Here is a 21,595-nt window from a genome sequence, read left to right as displayed (position 1 = left end):
GGAGAGTGGGGCGAGAATGCGAGAACAGTCGCCGAGAGAAGCGAAGAAGCGGCCCGGTCGGGGGGTCGACACAGACGGAGGGTGTCGTGGGGCAGTCGCACAAAGTCACCGAGCTGGCTGAGGAGCGGTGGTCGGCGAACCTGGCTTCGCACCTCGCGGATGCGGTCACCGTCGGCCGAGGCGCAGCGATCACCTGGTTCAATCATGCGTCGATGTCCCGGTCGCTAGCCGCTTCGGTTCCCATCGACCGTTTCGACTATGTCGGAATCGACGGCCTCCTCTTGAGGTGGCTGACTGCGCCCGCGGCGCCGCGGACGAGCGCGGACCTGGTCCTGCCTCGCCTGTTCGATCGTGTCCCGGAGAAGTGTCGTGTGGCCCTCGTGGGAAGTCAGCGACCAAGTCTTGACGCGGCGGCACGGGCCATCGAGGCTCTTCCTTCCGCACCGAAAGTCGTGTTCACGTGCGATGGATACGGCGAGCTGCCTACAGCCAGTGACCTGGCCAACCGATTGCTGAAATTGGACGTCCAAGTCGTCGTCGTGGGTCTGGGTGCTCCCCTGCAGGACAACTATGTCCTGGATCTCGTCGAGTGCGGAATGAGTCACGAAGTGCTGCTCACGTGCGGTGGATGGCTTGACCAGGTTGCATCCCCCACCTATTACCCATCCTTCGCCTATCGACTGAAGGTCAACTGGCTCATCCGAGTTCTTCGTGAGCCCGGAAGGTTGTGGCGCCGTTACACGGTCGAAGCGGTTCTGGCCTACCGTCGACGGCGAGCACTCAAATCCTATCTACTGGCCCGAGGCGGACGGCCCTTCCAGGCAATGGCCAGCGCATGCGGCTATGGGGCGGCAGGGCCGCCCACACCGTCGCTGGCGGACTGATGCGCGAGGGGCACACGGAAACCTCCGTTGATGCAGTCAGTTGTATGGGGAGGGAGGTACAGATGAGTGGGCGCGACGAACTGGCGCGGAGCAGCCACAGCGACATCGACGTGGTCATCGGTATTCTCACCCACCGGAGGCCGGAACTCTTGCGTTCTCTGCTCGGGCGACTAGGGGAACTGCGCTTCTCCCCGGGTTCGGCGCCACGCTTGCAGGTGCTGGTGGTCGACAACTCGCCGGGTCTAGAGGCCAAGCCGGTGGTGGAGTGCTTTGCAGCTGACCTTGGACCCGGTTCTGAGTACGTGCCTTTGGGTGCGGGGAACATCGCCGCCGGTCGCAACGAGGTGCTTAGAAGGGCACGTGATCGTGCGCCCCTGCTTGCCCTCATCGACGATGACGAACTGCCCGACCCCGACTGGCTGCAGCGACTGTTGGACGCCCACGGCCGGACGTCCGCCGACGTCGTCACCGGGCCGGTGGTGGCTGTCTACCCCGCGGAAGCGCCGGCCTGGCTCAAACGGTCGATCTTTCATTCGACCGCGGGTAGCCCGGTGCCGGTGTGGGTCTCCGAGGCCTACACCTCCAATGTCCTCCTGGAGACGGCGCTGTTTCGCCGCTGCGGACTTCAGTTCGATCCGGTGTTGGGCACGTCCGGGGGTGAAGACCAGCTGTTCTTCCGTCAGGCAGTGCACGCTGGCGCACGGATCTTCTGGGAGCCGACTGCTGTCGTACGCGAGCCTGTTCCTCCGGAGCGGCTGTCGGTCCGTTACCTGCTGCGGCGCGAGTACCGCAAGGGTGGGACGCTTGGGCTCCTCGATCGTTCACGCCCTGGCTGGCCTCCCGGGCGCCCCTTTCGGCGTGCGCTCAGCGGGGTCTTCTGGGGCCTGACTGGTGGAGGCGCCGCCCTGGTAGGCGCCCTCACCGGGAGCCGCGCATCGTGCGTGAGCGGACTCATGCGCGCAGCCCGCGCCGCCGGCATGTTCGCCGGCCTGCGGGGTCGGACCTACGACCTGTACCGCCGCCCTGCGACGGAGGGCGCAGGGATGGCCGCGGAGTGAACTGCCGGCACGAGGAGATGACGAGCTCGGCCGGGTCTGGCTCGACGGGACCCGCGTCCGCCTGGCGGTTGCTCCTCGTCTCGCCTCTGGTGCCGAGAACGTCGATCGGAGAGGCAGCGTCCGTGTCCATCATCCGCTGCTAGGCCTGTCAGCACTTTCCATCGCGTTCCCATACCGGCCGCGCTCATCGACGCGGACGGCGGAAGCAGGCCGAGGATGCGCCAGGGCAGGGGTGAAGTATTGGTAGTACGAGCGATCGCCAGAATTCGCGCCAACCAATTTGATGAGAGTGTCGGCGATCTGACCTGAGCGCGGGCGTCGATGCACTACCGCACACTGGGGGCCAGTGGTCTCTTCGTCTCGGTTCAATGCATCTCGTGCGATGTCGCTTCCTTTGATCCGGTGGGGTATCGAAATCGCGCACGCTCCTCGACACTTGAACCCGCGACGCCGTTGCCGTTCTCGTTGCGCCGCTGCCCGCTCACGAGGGGCGTTGCTCCCGCTACAGTTTGGCGGGCGGGACGTGTTCAACCTGCGCGGTAGGTCGGTGCAAGGCCACGCCTGGCGGTCGCTGGGGCTCGCTGCACGGGCCGGTCGGGGAGTGGCAGTCTCTCGCTCCGAAGGGTAGGGAGTGCGGGTCTGGCGTGTTCGCACCGGCTTCGCCGGTGTCAGGCTTCACTAGTATTGCGACGACCCAGCTTCGTGTGCCAATAGGCTGGGAGATGCCGACGAAAGGTTTCCTGTGGAACTCCAGCTCCTGTTCCAGGTGGTCAGGAAGTCCGCGCGCATCATCCTCGCCTGCGCGCTGATGGGCGCGCTGGTCGGACTGATCAGCTGGGTTGTGCTGCCCGCCGAGCATGAGGCCTCGGCGGTTATCGTCATGGACAGCAACGCTGTGACGGCACCTGGGCAAACGCCATTCACGGGCGATCCCGAACGTTATGTGACCGGCGAGATGGAGTTTCTGCGCAGCTTCTCGATCGCGGAACAGGCGGGGCAGGCTCTGGCGCCTAGTTTGGGCCCGCAGCAGGTGCTGGATTCGCTCGAGTTGTCGCACGTGACGGGCAGCGATGTGGTGTTGGTCACTGCCCGTGCCGATACCCCAGCACAGGCCAGGGACCTGGCGAACGCAGTCGCCGACACGTATGTGCAGACGAGAGAGAACGCTGCGCAGGCGGCACTGGACGCGCAGCGGCAGGCGCTTGAGGCGCAAGCTGAGCTGCTCGAGGGCAGGCTCGCGACCGAGGACCTCTCCGACTCGCTGGCTGGGGCGTTGACCACCCAGTACGCGCAGCTGACGGCGTCGGTGGCCGAACTCTCACGTCCTGGAGTCCTTCGCGACGCGACGCGCGTCGTGGACGAAGCGCGAGATGCAACGTCGACACGGACCGTCACGCTGCCGGCCGGCGTCCTGGGGGGCGCGGTCATCGGTGGGCTGCTCGGCACGCTCGCCATGGTCATCCGGGCTGTGCGACGCCCTCGGGTCGCGGATGCGCTGCAGGCTGAGTCCCTCACCGGACGACCGATCCTGACCACGCTCCCGCACGTCCGAGGTCTCGGTCGCCTGAAAAGGGATCAGTTGCTTGCCCGGATGGACGAGCCGATGGGTCGGCTCGCTGCGCTGGTGGACGTCGAGAAGGGCACCTCGGACCGGGTGGTGATCACCTGCTGCAGCGCCGCGTCCTCGGCGGGGTGCTCGACCGTCGCCTCGCTGCTGGCCATGAGGCTCGCTCGGGACGGGCTGCGGGTGGCCGTGGTGACGAGCGGGCCTCTGGCGGACGTGGCGTTCCTGATGCCGTCACAGCTCGACATCCGCAACTCGGCGGGGGTAGGCCCTGAGCGACGGCGAGGTCGGGCGTCACGACACCGCGCCGTGGCTGGCGACCGTCGCGGCGCAGACGCGCTGGCTGGCCGCCCGAGCGGGCCGCCACCGAATGAGTGGCAGTGGAGCGATGGCGCGCTCCCTGGCCTGACGGTCGCTCATCGCAGCGAACCGGCAACCCTGTCTTCGGACGACGTCCGCGTTGCCATCGAGCAGGGGGCGGGGTACGACGTGGTGATCATCGATGCGTCCTCGCTGCTGAGCTCTACGTTCGCCACGACGGCTGTGCGCGAGAGCGACAGTGTGGTTCTCGTCGTGCCCGTTCTCGAGCAATTCGAGACGGACCTGCGCCTGGCGATGCGCGTCCTCGATGCCAAGAGCGAGGCTCCCCTGCACGTGGTCCTCAACGACCGATGACGGTCTGCACTGGCGCAGTGGCGCTCCCGCCGACGTGGCGAAGGGTGCACACGTCGGCGGCGCTGCTCCTGGCTAGCGCATTCGTCCTGTCGCAGTGGTCGGACTTCCTCGTCACCAGGTGGCTCCTGCGGCTCCTGCCCGTGTGGGCCGTGCTGCTGCTGCTGCTCCTGCCGAGGGGCGAGCGCGGACGTCTTCGCTTGTCCGTCCCGCTCGCCCTCTTCGGCCTCTGGTGCCTGGCGTCCTACATCTGGTCCGCTGATCCGCAGACGAGTGTTCGCCGTCTCGTCGATCTGGTCGCACTCCTGCTCGTCGGTTGGGCGACGAGTCAGGTGCTCGGTGCCGCGGGTGCTCGGCGCGTTCTCGCCCGTGCTGTGAAATACGTACTGGTGGTCTCGGTCGTCACGCTGGTGGCGCTACCTGGCTGGGCAACGGAGCCGGGCGGCGACGGAGCCCCGGGATGGCACGGGCCGTTCCCGCACAAGAACGGGCTGGGCTTCTTCTGTGCGTTGGCGGCCATCACATTGTGGTCGGAGCTACCGCGGGGCTGGCCGCGGCGCCTGTGGCTGGGCCTCGTGGCGGTGCTGCTGATCGGGAGCCAATCCGCCAGTGCGCTAGCAGCCGGCGCCACTGCTGCAGTGGTGATGGCCTGGTTCACTCTCAGAGATGCGAACGGGTCGCTTCGGGTCCGAATTGCGGCCGACACGGCAGCCGTATCGGCGCTCGGCGTGCTTGCCGCAGTCGCCGTGCTGTGGCCTGAGGTGTTCTTCGCTGCGCTGGGGCGGGACACGTCGTTGACGGGCCGTCGTGCCATCTGGACTGCGGTGGACACTGCGATAGACGAGCGGCCCCTGCTGGGGTACGGGTTCGGTGGTGTCTGGGGTGAAACTTCCCCTGTGACCCTGGCCCTCTGGCGGGAGTCGCGCTTCGACGCCTTCTATGCACACAGCGGCTATCTGGACATCTGGCTCCAGGTGGGCGGGGTCGGTCTGGCCCTGCTCGTCGTCCTGTTGATCGTCACGCTTCGTGGTGCACTGCAGGCCCGCGCGCACCAGGCAGGCGCATGGCCACTCGGGGTGATGGTGCTGCTGCTGCTGACGGCCATCACGGAGAGTGAGCCCTTCACCGGAAACGGGCTGCTCCTCATTGCGTTGCTTGCCGGAGGAACGTCCACCTTGAGACGGCAATCCGCAGGTCCACTCGGCGAGAGCGTACCCGGATCTTCCCGGCGGACGGAAGTCCGTCGGGTAGCCGGTGCGCCCCCTAGCTGGGGGGCGTGAGATGTCGAGGGGTACCGCCGGGGACCGCGGCGGACGCCATGCCGCGCCAAGCACTGGATTGACACGAATCGTCCGGGTGTGGCGGAGTCGAGTCGGCCGACTGGCGGGTGACACCGTGTGGGCGTCGAGCGTCGAGGCGTTGACCATGATCTCCGGCCTCGTGGTGATGTACCTCATCACGACGAGGCTGGGACCGGCCGATTATGGGTACTTCGTAGGCGCTCAGGCGCTGGTCGCGACCCTGGGCATGCTGTCCTACGCGTCGCTGTCCCAGCTGCTCATGCAGAGCATCGTCCGCGACCGGGAGGAGCCGCACGGCGCCTTCGCGCGTTGTTTCGCGCTGCTCTGCTGTGCCACCTCGGCGATGCTGGTGATCGGCTTCTCGCTGCGGCCGCTCCTCTTCCCGGAGTTGTCCACCCGGGTGTTCCTGCTGCTCGCGGTCGCGGAGCTCATCGGCTCCGGGGTGGTGGCGCTGGGTGCCAGCTATCTCCAGGCGATGGACCTCTACCGGCAGTCGGTCGTGGCCAGGCTGGTGCTCCTGGTCCTCCGGTCAGCGTCCGTGGTGCTCCTCGCCGTCCTCGGAGGGCTGTCGTTGGAAGCGGTGGGGTGGAGCTACTGCGTCCTGGGGGTGCTGGCGGCCGGTGGCGTGCTGCTGCACCTCCGCCTGCACGACGGGCTGTCCCCGCGCTGGCAGCGGCCCACCGTCCGGAACTTCCGTGACGCCGGGTCCTTCGCCGCCGCGCTCCTGTCCTTCGCCGTGCACGAGGACGCCGACAAGATCCTCATGGTGCGGTTGGCAGACCCCGTCACCGCAGGCCTCTACGCGGCCGCGTACCGGGCGGTGCAGGTGGCGGTGGCGCCGATCAAGGCTCTGGTGGCGGCGTCGCACCGACGCTTCCTGCAGCACGACCCCGACCGCAAGAGGGAGCACTTGCAGCGGTCGCTGAACTACACGGCGGTGGGCGCTGCGTACGGGACCCTCGCGGCGGTGGCCATCTTCTTCGGGGCACCGTTGCTGCCGTCGGTCCTCGGCTCCTCCTACGAGGACTCGGTCCAGATGGTGCAGGTGCTGGTCCTCCTGGTCGTGCTGCGTGGCCTGGGGCTGTTCAGCTTCAACGGGCTCATGGGGCTCCGGGCACACGGAGCGCGACTCGTGGCGATCGGGAGCGCGGCTGCCGTGGCCCTCGTCCTGAACGCCGTCCTGATCCCGCTGTACTCGTGGTGGGGCGGCGTGACGGCGACCCTCCTCGCCGAGGGCCTGTTCGTCGCGCTCACGTGGGTGGCCTTGGTCCGGCGCCAGCGCGGGCACGACGCCCAGGTCACGGTGTAGGCCGCCAGCCAGCTCGGCGATGTTCGACAGCGAGGGGGTGGCCGGGTCTCGCCTGTGCGGCCGCCGCCATCGCTGCCGCCCGCCTGCCCGGGTCGTGCGGTTCGTCGTCCCGACGGGTTTCGTCCGGCCTGGACCGGCCGAGTCCGCGGCTGCGTGAGGCGGAGGTCATGTCCGCCTCACGTCGACAGCAGGGCCAGTCAGGTCAGTCGACCGGCTTGGTGTCCCATCGGCGGATGTGGTCGACCTGCATCGACAGGACGTCCGGGGTGCTGGCGTCACTGCGTTGCCCGGCCGGGAACCACGAGGCGTCCACCGCGTAGTCCAGGCGGATGGACATCGTCACGTCGTCGAAGAAGGCGGCGTCGGAGCCGGTGACCTCGGCCACCTGGCGGCCGTCCTGGTAGAAGCGGAGGTGACCCTTCTGCCAGTCGAGGCCGTACGTGTGCCAGTCCGTCGTGTCGGTCATGACGTGCGCGACGTCGACCTGACCGTCGGCGGTCGTCGCACCGGCCGCGGGGGCGATCGCTCCGCGCGCGTACGCTTTCTCGTGCACGGTGACCGACCACGGCTGGCCGGAGGCGTGGCCGAACACCTCGAGCAGGTCGATCTCCGCGTTCTCCTTGCCCGGGTTCAGACCGCTTGCAGCGAACAGCCACAACGCCGGCCACCCGCCCTTCGCAGGGACGGGTGCGCGCATCCGGATCTCGTAGTAGCCGTGGCCGAACCGGGCGTCGGGGCGCGCGGTGTTGGAGATCAGGAGGCCACCGGACCAGGGAGGCGCATGTCCCGGGTTTTGGGTGTTGACCGCTGCGATGTCGGTGGCCCACTCGGCAGGCGTGCGCTGAGCGGTGATGCTCAGCACCCCGTCCGACACGCTGAACGGTGACCGGAACTCCCCGGCGAGACGCTGGTTCGGGTTGAGGAACCACGTGGCGGGTCGTGAGCCGTCGAAGGCCGCGTGCCCCGCGTCGACGGGCTGCCAGGTGTCGTTGGCCCGCCAGAACCCACCCGGGTGGGCACTGCTGGCCAGGTCGAGGGAGTCGAACTCCTCGGACCAGGTGGGCGCGACCGATGCCGCCTTCTTCTTCCCCCGCGAGGAGACGGTCACCTGACTGACCGCCATCACGCCTGTGTCGGCCTCCGCCTTGCGGCTGCTCGCTGCCACGGCCATGGTCACCGACGCCAGGTCGATGTCCGAGTCCGGCCGGACGAACTGCTCCTGCCACGTCCTGCGATCAGCGCTGAACTCGAACACCAGGTTGGGAGCGGCGTGGCGGACGCGCCATGCCGCCGTGTCCGCCGGGTAGGTCGAGTACTCGGTCGTCGTGGTCCCCCCGCTGGTCCGCTCGAGCAACGCAGCCCCGTCCGCCCAGCCGAAGCGCCACTGGTGCGCGTCGCCGGAGCTCACCGTCACCGTCGCCTCGGCGGAACGGCTGCCGGTGGCCGGCAACTGGTCGACGTCCCAGGTGATCCACCCGTCGGTCAGGTCGAAGGCGTGCGTGGACTCGACCGCAGGGCTCTCCGGTGTGGCGGCCACCAGCAGTTGGCCGCCGGAGACGGTCGCCGATGGCGATGTGGTCAGCCCGGTCCACTTCGTCGGGTCCGGGGAGTCGAAGACGTCGTACGTCTCCGTCGTCGTCCGGGTGTCCAGCGCCGTCGTGGGCGCACCGTTGCCGGGAGGGCTCTCGGTGCCTCCACCGGTCGAGGCCGGGGTGGCGGCGGGCGGGGTGGAGGCGGTCGGGGCGGTGCTCGTCACGTTCGGCCCGGGGCGATCACCTTGGCTGGAGCCCGCCGCGGTCGGTCCCGGCGACGTGCCCGCCTGGCAGGCCAGGAGGGTGCTCATGACGATCAGCGTCGCCGCCGTGGCCTTGGTCCTGGTGACGACAGCGCTGTGCAGTCGGGTCGAGCTCCCCCTCGCTGGTGCGCCCGGGAGGGAGGGGTGCCGTTCGCGCTCGGTGGACGACCGGAGGTCGGCGGTGAGCGGTGCAGGGCCGACGGAGGAGGTCACAGTGGCCATGATGGTAGGGGGGCGACCTACCGGTGGAACGGCCGATGCGTGCGGTTCCGGTGCGACGGGAGTCGCCAACGGGGCCGATGGGACGTGTGTCCTTGTCCACGTCCCGAGCTCGGCGCTCCGGGACGTGCTCGTCCACCGGACGTGTGGCGCGGTGCCCGTGCCCGGCTGCGGTGGAGGGAGCGGCGGGCTGACGCCGCGACCCTGGTCGCCTACGGGTCCTGCGGGTGGGGCGGGCTCACCCCGGCTTGGAGACCAGAGCTCGAAGCGGACGGTGCGCCCGCCCCACGAGGTAGAGGAACGCGACGGCCATCTGCAGGTTCAGGACGTCGGCCGGCTCCGCCGTCAACTGGATCGCGGCGAGCACGACGAACGTGAGGACCATCGTGAGTCGGTGCGAGGCCCGGAGGTGGACCCCGAGGTCCCGGTAGGCGATGTAGGGGATCCAGCGGGCGAGCACGAGCGAGGTCAGGATGACGACGCCCGCCACGTTGGTCGAGAGGATCACCCCGTAGCCCGCTGTGCGTGCGAGCTGGAGCGCGGCGTAGGGGAAGCCCCGCCGCTCTGCCGGGATCCGGTTGTACAGCCGGTAGAGGACCCGGGCGACGAGCAGGTACCCGACCCAGGTGAGGACCACGAGGCCGTAGAGCCGCCACGGGTCGACGTCCGCGAACCCGGACAGTCGCAGCGTGTCCCCTGCACCGAGGACGAGGGCGCACCCCGGCAGGCCGAGCAGGACCGCGCAGGTCCAGGCCGAGCCGATGTGCATCCGGTCCGCGTACAACGCGGCGCCGGGAGGGTGGTTGGGGTTGTGTTCGGACCGGACCGCGAAGGTGTCGTTCTCGTGGTAGCCGATCTCGTAGACCAGCCAGAACGACAGGTGCAGCAAGAGCAGGCCCAGGGCCGTCGGCAGTGGGCGCTCGGACAGCCAGGCGAAGGCCAGGCAAAGCACCACGACGTCCTCGAGGAGGACGTTGTGCAGCAGGTACTTCTCCCCGGACCGCTTGCCCATCTTCGTGTAGAGGAACGGCAGGTAGGCGCCTGCTGACACGTTCACGTGGACCACCTGCGGCCAGGTGACGAGCAGGGGGGTCCGGCACTCGTCCAGCAGGTCCTGGTCGTCGGCGCTGTCCGTGACGACCAGGGCGCCGGCGAGGGACTCGGGGCCGACGGCGTCCCGGACCATGGCCGCCTTGCCGGCTCTGCGGGTCCGGTAGCCGTCGCGGAGCCTGGCGGCGACCGTCAGCTCGGCGCCCGGCGCCACGCCGCTCAGCAGTGGCCCGACCACCGGCCGGAAGCCGAACGTCACCACCCGCATCGGCACGGCGCCGCCCAGTGCGGCCAGCAGTTCGTCGTTGCGCCACTGGCGTCCCAGGCTCGGTGCGCAGCGCCGCCAGCGCGGCAGCGTCCACGGCAGGAGGACCGTGACCGCGAGGACCCTGATCCAGTCGCGGTAGAGGAACTCGGCTCGGTCCTCGCCGGAGAACCGCCACGGCCTCACTGCGTTGATGACGGCCAGGACGGCGACAGCCAACCACCTCGGGCGTGCGCTCCGGAGGTAGGCCTCCGTCGAGCTGCGCAGCAGCAGTGTCTCGTCGAAGTCGACGAGGTGGACGCTGTGGCCGCCCGTGGCGACGGCGCGGCGCACGACCTCGCCCGGCGCCACCCCCTCGAACAGGGCTCTGTTGTCGTCCATCGCTCCGGCCTGGTGCGTCGTTCGGCACGGTCACCACGGCTGTCGACCCTCGGGGGTCGGGCCAGGCACCGAGCCGCGGCGGGTTCTGTCGCGAGGCAGGCAGGCCGGTGGGTGCAGCGTTCGTGTGAACCCGGCCGTCGTGCGCTCTGCTTGGACGTGACGCTAGGGCACGCCGTCGCTGCGACGACGACACCGGGCCGGTGCAGTCACCACATCGAGTGGGCGCGGCAGGCGGCGAACGGTCGACCGGGGCGACATGAAAGCCGACGAGAACGCTTGTGGACCACGCCACCAACGTTTCCCTTATCGGCGAGTGTCCGTGATCGTGGAATTACGGGCAGTGACACTGTCGAAGTAACGCTACGTGGCTAATTCATTGCGTATTTGACGGTTCTGTGCGAGGCGTCGGGCGGGTATGGTGCAGAAGACCGATTGAAGCTTGTACTACCAGTGTGAGCCGCATTCAATTGCCGCCTCTCTGGCCGAGCGTGCACGGGGGATCCGCTCTCATGGTTTTGCTTGACGGGCGCGATGATGTCGTTCGTCCCCGCACTCCGGGCGCCCGTCGACGCTTCCCCGGGGTGACCCGGTTCCGGGGCGGGGGCACCGCGGCTCGGCGCGCCTGGCAGCCCATGTACGTCCGCTGGGTCGCACTCGGCGACGTCGCTTGCGCCCTGCTCGCCTCCCTCGTCGGCTACCTCGTCCGCTTCGGGCCCGATGCCGACGAGCTGAGCGCCCAGCACCCGTCCGCCTGGATGGTCGCCGTGCTGCCGGTGGTGTGGGCGGCGAGTCTGCTGCTTGCCCGCAGCTACGAGGAACGTTTCCTCTGGGTCGGTGCCGAGGAGTTCCGGCGCGTGTTCTCCGCGGCCGTCGCCCTCCTCGCCGGAGTGGGCGCAGTCTCCTGGGCCTTCCAGTTGGAGTTGGCGCGTGGCTTCGTGATCATCGCTCTGCCGCTGGCGACGTTGCTGACGCTCCTCCAGCGATATGCGCAGCGGCATCGGGTACACCGCCGCCGCGTGCGCGGGGACTACCTGCAGAACGCCATCCTCGTCGGCCACCGAAGCGGGGTCCTCGCCCTCCACGAGCAGATCGAGCGCGAGGCGTACCACGGATACCGGGTGATCGGTTGTTGCCTGCCGCCCTCCCCGCTGGGCGCGGAGGTCGCGGAGTTCGATGGGCTCCCGGTGCTCGGTGGCCTGGAGGACGTCGTGGAGGTCGTCCGGCAGTACGAGGTCGACACCGTGGCTGTGCTGCCCTCGCCGGAGCTCGACGGGCCGGCCCTGCGCCGCCTCGGCTGGGATCTGGAGAAGACCGAGGCAGAGTTGCTGCTCGCGCCCGCCGTCACCGAGATCGCCGGCCCCCGCGTGCGCATCCGTCCGGTCTGCGGCCTCCCGCTGCTGCACATGGAGCGCCCCGAGCTGCGCGGCGTCCGCAGGCTCACCAAGGAGGCGTTCGACCGCGCCGCGGCCGGTGTCGGCCTGCTGTGCATCCTCCCCGCATTCCTCGGCCTTGCCCTCGCCGTCGGTCTCACCAGCCGCGGCGGCGTCTTCTACCGGCAGGAGCGCGTCGGCCGGGACGGCCAGACCTTCGGGATGCTCAAGTTCCGCAGCATGGTCAGCGGTGCCGACCGGATGGTGCCCGACCTGACCGGGCAGAGCGACGGCAATGGCGTGCTGTTCAAGATGAAGGGCGACCCGCGGGTCACCCGCGTCGGCAAGGTGCTGCGCCGCTACTCCCTCGACGAGCTGCCGCAGTTGATCAACGTGGTGCGCGGCGACATGTCCCTCGTCGGCCCTCGGCCGCCGCTGCCCACCGAGGTCGAGCGCTACGGCTTCGACATGCACCGCCGCTTCCTGGTCAAGCCGGGCATCACCGGCCTGTGGCAGGTCAGCGGCCGCTCGGATCTCTCCTGGGACGACTCGGTGCGCATCGACGTCCGATACGTGGAGAACTGGTCGCTGGCCTTCGACTTCATGATCTTGTGGAAGACCGTGGGGGCCGTCTTCCGGGGCTCGGGCGCGTACTGAACGCCGCCCCGAGGGAAGCCACCCGGGCCTGGTGGCTGCGGCCTGCGGCTGTGAGCGTGGTGTCACGACGCAGAGTGCCTGCGCCGACGGAGGTCATGGCCACGGCGCCGATCAGAGCACCGTGGTCAGCCACCCACACGTTCAATGCCAGCCAAATCGCGCCCAGGACGAATGCCACCGGCGCATCGTCGTCGGTCAGCTGCGCGGGCTGGCGGATCCGATGAAGCGTCTGGGGCTTGTGATCCTCCGGGGACGAGTGTTGTGGTCGCGCGAGGATCGACCGCCGCTGCCGGCGACATCGCCGCTCCCGGTGCCACGTCGGCTCACGTCCCGCTCCGACAAGATCACCCACGGTCGGGGAGCTCCGGCCGGTGGTACTGCCGCCCGCCAACACCTTGTCGTCCGCAGATTGGTCGGCCATCGTCTGCCTCCGATGTCGAGACGGGGTCAGAGGCGATTCGATGACGTGGTGGGGCTGGTTGATCGTGGGCTGGGTGGCCTGCTCGCTGCCGTTCGCCCTCTGGTTGGGTGCCGTTGCACCCGAGGTGAGGCGTCAGGAAGAAGCCAGCAGACGCCTGGGGTCGGACTGGCTGCTCCACCGCCGCAGCCGACGCGTCAGCGCGGGACGTCGGTCAGTGCCTCATCCTTGAACTCGCCGGTGTTCTGCCCCAGCGAGTCAGTCTGCAGGTAACCCCACATCCGATCGGCCGATACGTCGTCGAGGTAGACCACGCTGGCTGCGCCCTCGGTGCCGGTGCCCAGTACCGGTGCGGTGAAGAACTCGACGTCGGCTGGGCGCAGCCCGCGCAGCGAGTACGCCATGGCCAGCATGTCGCCGTTGCTCAGCTTGTCGTCCACCGCTACCGCGCTGGTGACGGTCAGCAGGGTGTCGTCGAGCTTTGCCGGGCTGGAGAAGACATCCTGGCTGAACAGTTTGGTGAACATCGCCCGCAGGTAGTTCTGCTGCCGCTTCACCCGGTCGAAGTCGCCGCCGGGCAGGTCGTAGCGCTGCCCGACGTACCAGCGGGCCTGGTCGCCGTCGAGGTGGTTCTGCCCCGCCTCGAAGGTGTGTGGCCCGTTGCTCGTCGTCTCCTGGACGACGACGTCGATCCCGCCCAGGTCGTCGGTCATCTGGATCAGCCCGGCGAAGTCGATCGCGGCGTAGTGGTCGATCCGGACCCCGGTCAGCTGCTCGATGGTCTGGATGAGGAGCGTCGGGCCACCGAAGGCGTAGGCAGCGTTGATCTTGTTCATCCCGTGGCCGGGGATGTCCACCCAGGAGTCGCGGGGGATGGAGATGACCTGCGCGTGCTCCCGGTCGCCGGCGAAGCGGGCGATCATGATCGCGTCCGAGCGGGCGTCGGGCAGCTCGCCCGGCGCGACCTCGGCCCGGGTGTCCGAGCCGACCAGCAGGAAGGTGATCGGGTCCTCGGTCGTCGTCTCGGCGGCGGGGGAGGGGGCGGCCGGTCGGCTCTGCTCCGCGATGCCGGCGAAGACGTTGCCGACCCGGTCGACGTTGCCGCCGTATCGGTCGCTCAGGAACCACAGAGTTCCGCCGGCGAGGACGGCCAGCGCGAGACCGGCGACCGCTACCGCGATGAGCGCGCGGCGCCATGGGTGCCGCCGCCTCGAAGGTGTAGCGGTGTCCGCGCCGTCGGTCGCGGCCGGGCTGGTGTCGACTGGCACGGGTCCTCCCTCTCCTAGTTCGTCACTCAGAGTGCGGCGAGTTCCGCGCATCCGCCTAGTCGATGCGAGGCCTGGACACGATCGGAGGAGAAGCGATCACCCGTTGGGGACCTGGAGTCGTCGCGGTCGGTGACGAGCCGCCAGGATGAGAGCGGCACCGCTGGTGGTCAGGCCGCAGCGGTGGCCCGTACCGTTCAGCGGGCCCGGTCCAGCGGGAAACCTCAAGCAGAGCATGGAGACGGCATGAAGATCTCGGTCATCGGTTGCGGTTACCTGGGTGCGGTGCACGCGGCGTCGATGGCCGAACTCGGGCACGACGTCGTCGGCATCGACGTCGACCAGCCGAAGATCGACGCCCTGCAGCAGGCCCGCGCCCCGTTCTACGAGCCCGGCTTCGAGGAGCTGCTCGGTCGCAGCCTCGCGTCCGGCCGGCTGCGGTTCAGCACCGACATGGCCGACGCGGGCGACGCCGTCATCCACTTCGTCTGCGTGGGCACCCCGCAGAAGCGCGGCGAGTACGCCGCCGACCTGCGCTACGTGGAGGCGGCCGTCGAGTCGCTGCTGCAGGCGCTCAAGCCCGGCGACCTGGTCGCCGGCAAGTCCACCGTGCCGGTGGGCACCGCCGCCCGGCTGGCCGAGCTCGTCGAGGGCAAGGTGCCCGGCGCGATGCTGGCGTGGAACCCGGAGTTCCTCCGCGAGGGCTTCGCCGTGCAGGACACCCTGCACCCCGACCGCCTGGTCTACGGCCTGCCCGCCGGCGCCGACGGCGAGCGGGCCCGGTCGATGCTCGACGAGGTGTACGCGCCGATCGTCGCCGCGCAGACCCCGCAGGTGATCACCGACTACGCGACCGCGGAGATGGTGAAGACCGCGGCCAACTCCTTCCTGGCCACGAAGATCTCCTTCATCAACGCGATGGCCGAGCTGTGCGAGGCCACCGGCGCCGACGTGAAGCAGCTGGCCGACGCGATCGGCCACGACGACCGGATCGGCCGCAAGTTCCTCAACGCCGGCCTCGGCTTCGGTGGCGGCTGCCTGCCCAAGGACATCCGTGCCTTCATGGCCCGCGCCGGTGAGCTGGGCGCCGACCAGGCACTGACCTTCCTGCGCGAGGTCGACAACATCAACATGCGGCGCCGGATCCGGATGGTCGACCTGGCCCGCGAGGTCTGCGACGGCTCGCTGGTCGGCAAGCGCGTGGCAGTGCTGGGCGCGGCGTTCAAGCCCAACAGCGACGACATCCGCGACTCCCCGGCGCTCAACGTCGCCGCGCAGCTGCAGCTGCAGGGCGCCGCGGTTCAGGTGACCGACCCGGCCGCGGGGGAGAACATCCGGCGGAGCTGGCCCCAGCTCGACGTCGTCGACACCGCCGAGGAGGCAGCCGACCGCGCCGACGCCGTCCTGCTGCTCACCGAGTGGCAGCAGTACCGCGACCTGGACCCGACCGCCTTCGGCAAGGTCGTCCGGCAGAAGCGCGTGCTCGACGGCCGCAACGCGCTGGACCGCGACAGCTGGGTGGCCGCCGGCTGGACCTACCGCGCTCTCGGCCGCCGCGCCGGCTGATCGGCGACCACGCTCAGGGAACGGTGCGGCTGGGAGTCGCTCAGGCGAGCGGCTCCCAGTCGAGCACGGCGTCCCGGAGGTTCTCGCGCGTCCGTGCGCTGTCCAGTCGCAGGACCGGCTGGCGCAGGCCCGCGAGCCGCGCCTCGTGGGCAAGGCGGCTTCGGCCCTGGAACTCCGGGTCGTCGTAGCCGCGCGCCCACTCCGGGAACGCAGTCCAGGCAGCTTCGTCGAAGGCCCCACCCGCTCGCCGAGCGGCTTCCCGGGCTTCCAGTCGGCGCAGCCGCTCGTCAGGGTCGAGGGTCAGGAACACCGCGGCGTCGCACTCGGCGACGATGCTCTCGCCCCAGCCGAGCATCGACCCGGACACCACCCACGCCTCGCGAGGCACGAACACGCTGCGCATCAACGCCAGACGCTCCTCCACCGGGCGCTTGTCGACGTAGGGCGGAGCTGAGGGCATCTGAACCGCTTCGGTCACGAACTCCGCGCATGACCGGTGGTGATCCGGGGCACAGTGCCACTCATGTTGCTGCTGGTTCTCGCGTGCTGGGTCGTGTTGGCGATCGCACTGCTGCCCGTTGCCGCGGCCCTGGGGCACGCTGCGCGCCAGCAGGACCGCCGTCACGCCGCCACGCTCGCCACCGCACGACGGCGTCCGTCGTCGGCCCTGCGGTCAACCAGCCGCGCCGCCTGACCCGCACGTCGCACCCCGTCGCCCGCACCGTCAGGATGGGCCGACCCCATCCCTGACGGAGAGGCCGCCGGTGTCCGACCACGACCGCGCTGCTGACCTGGCCACCCGCGCCGGACAGCTGCTCCTGCAGGTCCGCGGCCGCGACCTGCCCGACGCCGCCGCCCGCAAGAACGCCGGCGACGCCGAGTCGCACACCTTCCTGATGACCCAGCTCGCCGGACTCTGCCCCGGTGACGCCGTCCTCTCCGAAGAGGGCGCCGACGACGCCGCCCGGCTCTCCGCCGACCGGGTCTGGATCGTCGACCCGCTCGACGGCACCCGCGAGTTCGCCGAACTCGACCGCGCCGACTGGGCCGTGCACGTCGCGATCTGGGCGCGCGGCGAGCTGGTCGCCGGCGCCGTCGCACTGCCCGCCGAGGGCACCACGTACGGCACCGGGCAGCCCCCGGCGGTGCCGCCCCGCGACGATGGCCCGATCCGGCTCGCCGTCAGCCGCACCCGACCGCCGGTGATGGTCGCCGAGGTCGCCACCCGGCTGCGCGCCGACCTCGTGCCCATGGGCTCGGCCGGGGCCAAGGCGATGGCGGTCGTCCGCGGCCACGCCGACGCCTACGTGCACGCCGGCGGCCAGTACGAGTGGGATTCCGCCGCCCCCGTGGCGGTCGCCCGCGCCGCCGGCCTGCACACCAGCCGCGCCGACGGCTCGCCCCTGCAGTACAACCGGCCCAGCCCCTGGCTGCCCGACCTGGTCATCTGCCGTCCCGAGCTGGCCGAGCAGGTCCTCGCGGCCGTCGCGGAGGCGCAGGGAGACGCCCACTCCTGATCCCTGCGTCATCGGCAGTTCCGAACCGGTCAAGCACCGGCTCGCACCTGCCGATGGGGAGGACATGCCGTGGTGGGGATGGGCGTTGGTCGGATGGGTCGGACTGTCCGTGGTGCTCGCCCCGCTCATCGGCATCGCGCTGCGTGAGGCCGACGTCCGGGAGCGCGAGTCGTTCGGCGCTGCCCCCGAGCGCGCCGCCCGGCCCGCTCGGGTGCGCCGCCGGCGCATCCCGCTGCCCCCGGTCTCCGTTGCCCTGCTGCTCACCGGCATCACCCTCGAGGCCGTCGGCTTCGTCGTCCGCACCTCCGGCAACGAACGCGGCGCCGGGCGGCTCTGGTCGATGGACCTCCCGCTCGCCGTGCCCCGCATGTTCGTCGCCGCGCTCTTCGCCGCCGCCGCGCTGGCCGCCCTGCTCGGCGCCGCCCGCGCCACCGGCCGCCGCCCCTGGTGGCTGGCCGTCGGGCTGATCGCCGCGGTCATCGCCCAGGTCAAGGCCGGCGGCACCGTGCACGTCCGCGCGCTGGAGACCGCCGGCGTCAGCGACCGCCCGCTGCTCGCCACCGTCGGCAGCATCGCCGTCGTCGGCGTCGTCCTCGTCGCGCTGTGGCTGCTCAGCCGGAACGAACGCCGCGACCGCCGCCGGGTGCTCACCGCGCTGGCCATCTACGCCGTCGCCGCCGCCGGCCTCTCCGGCGTCTCGTCGCTGGTCGGCCAGGCCGGCGCGAGCGCCTTCTGGGTCGCCTCGGCCACCTTCATCGAGGAGTGCGGTGAGGTCCTCGGCGGGGTCGCCGTGCTCACCGCCGTCCTGGTCGGCGTCGCCCCGCGGCTGGTGCTGCCCGCCGCCTGGGCGCTCCGCCGCACCGCCGACGCCGAGACCGTCGACGCCCCCGCCCCGCAGCGCCGCCCCGGCGACCTGCGCTGGTGACCCGCGCCGCACCTGACGGGTCGACCAGCGGACGAACACTCTCGGTGATCGATCTCACGACCTGACTGCTCCTTGATCCACGGTCGTCGACGCGGCGACCAGCCCGCGCGTCGTCGCGATGCGTGGTCGAGTACCTGCGTCGAGTGCATGTTTGCGGCGGGTCCTTCGCTCGTCGCCGGGTCGTGCGCACGCGCTGGACGCGCGCGCGGGGCCGAGAATCCGTACGTTGGCCTGGGTCGGCCGAACAGCGCAGTTCCCGGCGGTTCACGCACGCGCTCGGCGCCGTGCTTCCCGACCTGCCCTGGGGGCCACTCCGTGTCACTGCTGGACAGCGCGAACGAGGTGGTCACCTCACGCCCGCACACGACCGGGAACCGTCGCCGGTTCTCGGCACCGCGCCTGCGGGGCGAGGGCCCGGTCGCCCGGCGCGCCTGGCAGACGACCTACGTTCGGCGCCTCGTCGCCGGTGACCTGGTGCTGGCCTTCGTCGCCGGCTGGTTCGGCCGGCTGCAGCCGGAGACCGGCCCGCTCGCCGACAACGGCACCCCCTGGACGCTGCTCGCTCTCCCCGTGGTCTGGGTGGCCGCGATGACGCTGGCCCGCACCTACGAGCGGCGCTTCCTCTGGGTCGGGCCCGAGGAGTTCCGCCGGCTCTTCTCCGCCGCGGTGCTGCTGCTGGCCGCCGTCGGCACCATCTCCTGGGCCTTCAAGCTCGAGGTCGCCCGCAGCTTCGTCGTCGTCGCGCTCCCGCTGGCCACCGCGCTGACCCTGCTGCACCGCTACCTGGAGCGGGTCTGGGTGCACCGCCAGCGCGCCCACGGCCGCTACCAGCAGACCGCCATCCTGGTCGGGCACCGCAACGGCACCGCCGAGCTGCACGCCCAGCTCGAGCGGCAGGCCCGCCACGGCCTGCGGGTCATCGGGGTCTGCCTGCCGCACGCCGGCCCGGACCACGTGGTCTTCGACGGGCTGCCGATCCTCGGCGACTTCTCCGAGATCGTCGACGTCGTCCAGCGCTACGAGGTCGACACCGTCGCCGTGCTGCCCTCCCCGGAGCTGGACGGCGCCGCGCTGCGCCGGCTGGGCTGGGAGCTGGAGACCACCGAGGCCGAGCTGCTGCTGGCCCCCGCCGTCACCGAGGTCGCCGGCCCGCGGGTGGGCATCCGGCCGGTCAACGGTCTGCCGCTGCTGCACCTGGAGCGCCCGGAGTTCCGCGGCATCCGCCGGGTCACCAAGGACGTCTTCGACCGCTCGATGGCCTTCCTCGCCGTCGTCGTCCTGCTGCCGCTGCTGGTTGGGCTGGCCCTCGCGGTCAAGCTCACCAGCCGTGGCCCGGTGTTCTTCCGGCACGAGCGGATCGGCCGGGAGGGCACGCCGTTCCACGTGCTCAAGTTCCGCAGCATGGTCCCCGACGCGGACGCGAAGACGGCCGAGCTGATGGCGCAGAACGAGGGCAACGACGTCCAGTTCAAGATGAAGCGCGACCCCCGGGTCACCCCCATCGGCCGGGTCATGCGCCGGTACTCCCTCGATGAGCTGCCGCAGCTGCTCAACGTCCTCGGCGGCACCATGTCGCTGGTCGGGCCCCGGCCGCACGTCACCCGCGAGGTCGAGCAGTACGGTTTCGACATGCGCCGCCGCCTGCTGGTGAAGCCCGGCATCACCGGGTTGTGGCAGGTCAGCGGCCGGTCCAACCTCTCCTGGGACGACTCGGTGCGCATCGACGTCCGCTACGTGGAGAACTGGTCGCTCACCTTCGACCTGATGATCCTGGGCAAGACCCTCGGCGCCGTCGTCCGAGGTTCGGGTGCCTACTGAGCCACCGGTCGGTGCCCGCACCGACCTGGTCGAGCTGGTCCGCTGGGCGGCCGCCGGCCTGGTCGCCGCGGTGCTGACCGGGTTCGCGTTCCTGCTGGTCACCGGCAGCTACCGCAAGGAAGGGCCCGTGGTGCTGGCGCTGAGCACCAATCACGGGCTGCACCTCGGTGACCTCTTCGTGCTCGCCGGCTGGGCGGCCTCGCTGGTGGCCGTGCTGCTGGTCACCGTGCTGCCTGCCCGCCGGCGGCCACCCCGGGACGCCGACGCCGACGTCCGGGGCGCCGAGGTGGTCAGCAGCGGGTGAGGTCGGCCGCGGCGGCGCTGACCGTCCCGGTGCCGCCGATCACCTGGACGTTGTCCTGCATCCGGTGCTCGACGATGTAGTCCAGGACGACGCCGGGGACGCAGGCCTTCCTGGTGAGCAGCACGTTGTACTCGCTGTCCTGGGCCTGGGTGTACGGGACCGCCGACAGCGCCCCCTGCCAGGTCTCGCCGTTGACCAGGATCACGTTGATCGGCTCCCAGCCCATGGTGAGCAGGGCGGCGACGTTCGTGGCGTACCGGTCGGCGTCGCCGATCCGCTGGAGCACCGCACCGCCGGAGAGCGTCCGGCGCACCTGTGACAGCACCGTGTTGGACAGCACCCCGGTGTTGCCGATCAGCACCACCCGCTGCGGGTCGAGCCGGACCAGCTCGGCGCGGGTCGCCTCCGGCAGCGAGTCCCTCGTGGACAGCAGCACCGTCGCCCCGTTCTGCAGCGCCGTGCCCATCCCCGCCTCGGCCTCCTGCGGCACCTCCCCGGAGAGCAGGAAGACGGTGCCGTTGGAGTCGAACCGCTGCGACACCAGGGCCGCGGTCGCGTACCGGTCGGCCCCGGCGATCCGCTCGACCGTGGGCGCGTAGGACCGCAGCGCCTGCTCGGTCGCCGAGCTGACCTTGTTCGTCCCCCCGAGGACGACGATGTGCTCCAGCTCCAGCCGGCGCAGCTCCGCGGTCACCGACGCCGGCATCGCGCCCCGGCTGGGCACCAGCAGCACCGGCGGCTCCCACTCGTGCCGGCCGTCGTGGATGCTCATCGCGTCGGCGACCACCGGGGCCATCAGCACGTCGGCGGGGTCGCTGCCGGAGGTGATCACCGCTACCCGGGTCGACTCCGCCGGGTCCCAGACCATCTCCCGGGACACGGCCACCGCGGTGTCGTAGACGTTGTCGTTGCCGATCCGGTAGGGGGTGGCCTGCGCCGTCCCCGTCGCGCCCAGCACGACCACCGCTGTCGCAGCGCCGATGGTCAGAGCTCGTCGTCCGAACATGTCGTCCCCCGTGTGACGTGGTTCCCCCGCCGTGGTCGGTCGAGTGTCCACCCGCCGGGCCGGCGGGGACAGCGCACGCCGACGGCCGGGTCGTCACCCGCCGTCGTGGACGCGCCGCGGTCGCGTCCAGACCCCGAGCGCCGTTGTGCGCTGATCGTCGGTTCGCGCCAGGCAGACCGACGATCAGCGCACAACGGCGAGGGCGGCGGCGATGCGGGGGATCAGCCTCTGGGGGCATCGGAGCCGGGGCG

Annotated in this window: 16 protein-coding genes; 11 read left to right on the top strand and 5 right to left on the bottom strand. The window is 70.6% G+C overall.

All coding sequences use genetic code 11. The annotated features are described in order from the left end of the window. The first annotated feature begins 86 nt into the window (after positions 1–86). From ACI79U_RS16265 to ACI79U_RS16245, 5 genes are all read left to right on the top strand, one after another. Positions 87–884: a WecB/TagA/CpsF family glycosyltransferase gene (locus ACI79U_RS16265; RefSeq protein WP_457070332.1), complete on the top strand. Its 798-nt coding sequence runs from the start codon at positions 87–89 to the stop codon at positions 882–884. A gap of 62 nt (positions 885–946) precedes the next feature. Beyond that, positions 947–1,942 carry a glycosyltransferase family 2 protein gene (locus ACI79U_RS16260; protein WP_457070330.1) on the top strand — a complete coding sequence of 332 codons (996 nt, stop codon included), beginning with the start codon at positions 947–949 and terminating at the stop codon, positions 1,940–1,942. A 742-nt stretch (positions 1,943–2,684) separates the two neighbouring features. Further along, a complete protein-coding gene (locus ACI79U_RS16255) occupies positions 2,685–4,181 on the top strand; it encodes a hypothetical protein (protein ID WP_457070328.1) in 1,497 nt (498 codons plus the stop codon). A gap of 149 nt (positions 4,182–4,330) precedes the next feature. After that, complete coding sequence (locus tag ACI79U_RS16250) at positions 4,331–5,458, top strand: O-antigen ligase family protein (protein WP_457070326.1); 1,128 nt, start codon at positions 4,331–4,333, stop codon at positions 5,456–5,458. Positions 5,459–5,573: 115 nt separating this feature from the next. Continuing rightward, a complete protein-coding gene (locus tag ACI79U_RS16245) occupies positions 5,574–6,788 on the top strand; it encodes a lipopolysaccharide biosynthesis protein (protein ID WP_457070324.1) in 1,215 nt (404 codons plus the stop codon). Between the two features lie 202 nt (positions 6,789–6,990). On the opposite strand, the gene ACI79U_RS16240 is transcribed toward ACI79U_RS16245, so the two are convergent. Continuing rightward, positions 6,991–8,631, bottom strand: coding sequence for a family 16 glycosylhydrolase (locus ACI79U_RS16240; protein ID WP_457070322.1), 1,641 nt, complete (start codon positions 8,629–8,631; stop codon positions 6,991–6,993). A 409-nt stretch (positions 8,632–9,040) separates the two neighbouring features. Next, on the bottom strand, positions 9,041–10,498 hold the full coding sequence (locus ACI79U_RS16235) for a hypothetical protein (protein ID WP_457070320.1): 1,458 nt from the start codon (positions 10,496–10,498) through the stop codon (positions 9,041–9,043). 581 nt (positions 10,499–11,079) lie between these two features. On the opposite strand from ACI79U_RS16235, the gene ACI79U_RS16230 reads away from it, so the two are divergent. After that, positions 11,080–12,525: a sugar transferase gene (locus ACI79U_RS16230; RefSeq protein ID WP_457070318.1), complete on the top strand. Its 1,446-nt coding sequence runs from the start codon at positions 11,080–11,082 to the stop codon at positions 12,523–12,525. Positions 12,526–13,140: 615 nt separating this feature from the next. On the opposite strand, the gene ACI79U_RS16225 is transcribed toward ACI79U_RS16230, so the two are convergent. Next, positions 13,141–14,211, bottom strand: a complete 1,071-nt coding sequence (locus ACI79U_RS16225) for an LCP family protein (protein ID WP_457070316.1) — start codon at positions 14,209–14,211, stop codon at positions 13,141–13,143. A gap of 243 nt (positions 14,212–14,454) precedes the next feature. On the opposite strand from ACI79U_RS16225, the gene ACI79U_RS16220 reads away from it, so the two are divergent. After that, the gene (locus tag ACI79U_RS16220; protein ID WP_457070314.1) at positions 14,455–15,774 is read left to right on the top strand and encodes a UDP-glucose dehydrogenase family protein; all 1,320 of its coding nucleotides are present in this window, start codon (positions 14,455–14,457) and stop codon (positions 15,772–15,774) included. Positions 15,775–15,814: 40 nt separating this feature from the next. Here ACI79U_RS16220 and ACI79U_RS16215 read toward each other — a convergent pair whose 3' ends face one another. Continuing rightward, positions 15,815–16,399 carry a hypothetical protein gene (locus ACI79U_RS16215; RefSeq protein WP_457070312.1) on the bottom strand — a complete coding sequence of 195 codons (585 nt, stop codon included), beginning with the start codon at positions 16,397–16,399 and terminating at the stop codon, positions 15,815–15,817. A gap of 139 nt (positions 16,400–16,538) precedes the next feature. Between ACI79U_RS16215 and ACI79U_RS16210 the strand changes: the two genes are divergently transcribed. The 4 genes from ACI79U_RS16210 (at position 16,539) to ACI79U_RS16195 (ending at position 20,338) form a co-directional block, all read left to right on the top strand. Beyond that, positions 16,539–17,291 (top strand): 3'(2'),5'-bisphosphate nucleotidase CysQ, encoded by a 753-nt coding sequence (locus ACI79U_RS16210; RefSeq protein WP_457070310.1) that lies wholly within the window; start codon positions 16,539–16,541, stop codon positions 17,289–17,291. A gap of 112 nt (positions 17,292–17,403) precedes the next feature. Next, entirely contained in the window at positions 17,404–18,216 is an 813-nt protein-coding gene (locus ACI79U_RS16205; RefSeq protein ID WP_457072811.1) for a hypothetical protein, read from the top strand. Positions 18,217–18,531: 315 nt separating this feature from the next. Continuing rightward, positions 18,532–20,034, top strand: a complete 1,503-nt coding sequence (locus ACI79U_RS16200) for a sugar transferase (protein ID WP_457070306.1) — start codon at positions 18,532–18,534, stop codon at positions 20,032–20,034. Next, a complete protein-coding gene (locus ACI79U_RS16195) occupies positions 20,024–20,338 on the top strand; it encodes a hypothetical protein (protein ID WP_457070304.1) in 315 nt (104 codons plus the stop codon). The genes ACI79U_RS16200 and ACI79U_RS16195 overlap by 11 nt, the downstream gene beginning before the upstream one ends. Here the strand turns inward: ACI79U_RS16195 and ACI79U_RS16190 are convergent. Continuing rightward, entirely contained in the window at positions 20,325–21,344 is a 1,020-nt protein-coding gene (locus ACI79U_RS16190) for a cell wall-binding repeat-containing protein (protein WP_457070302.1), read from the bottom strand. The two genes, ACI79U_RS16195 and ACI79U_RS16190, sit on opposite strands and share 14 nt — an antisense overlap. Positions 21,345–21,595: the final 251 nt, after the last annotated feature.

It is taken from the genome of Modestobacter sp. SYSU DS0904, assembly GCF_054051115.1.
This window is presented reverse-complemented; position numbering and strand designations above follow the sequence as displayed.

Excerpts from the sequence above, each read along its gene's own strand:
- ACI79U_RS16260 (WP_457070330.1), top strand. The coding sequence starts at position 947 with ATGAGTGGGCGCGACGAACTGGCGCGGAGCAGCCACAGCGACATCGAC.
- ACI79U_RS16220 (WP_457070314.1), top strand. The coding sequence starts at position 14,455 with ATGAAGATCTCGGTCATCGGTTGCGGTTACCTGGGTGCGGTGCACGCG.
- ACI79U_RS16190 (WP_457070302.1), bottom strand. The coding sequence starts at position 21,344 with ATGTTCGGACGACGAGCTCTGACCATCGGCGCTGCGACAGCGGTGGTC.
- ACI79U_RS16235 (WP_457070320.1), bottom strand. The coding sequence starts at position 10,498 with ATGGACGACAACAGAGCCCTGTTCGAGGGGGTGGCGCCGGGCGAGGTC.
- ACI79U_RS16240 (WP_457070322.1), bottom strand. The coding sequence starts at position 8,631 with ATGAGCACCCTCCTGGCCTGCCAGGCGGGCACGTCGCCGGGACCGACC.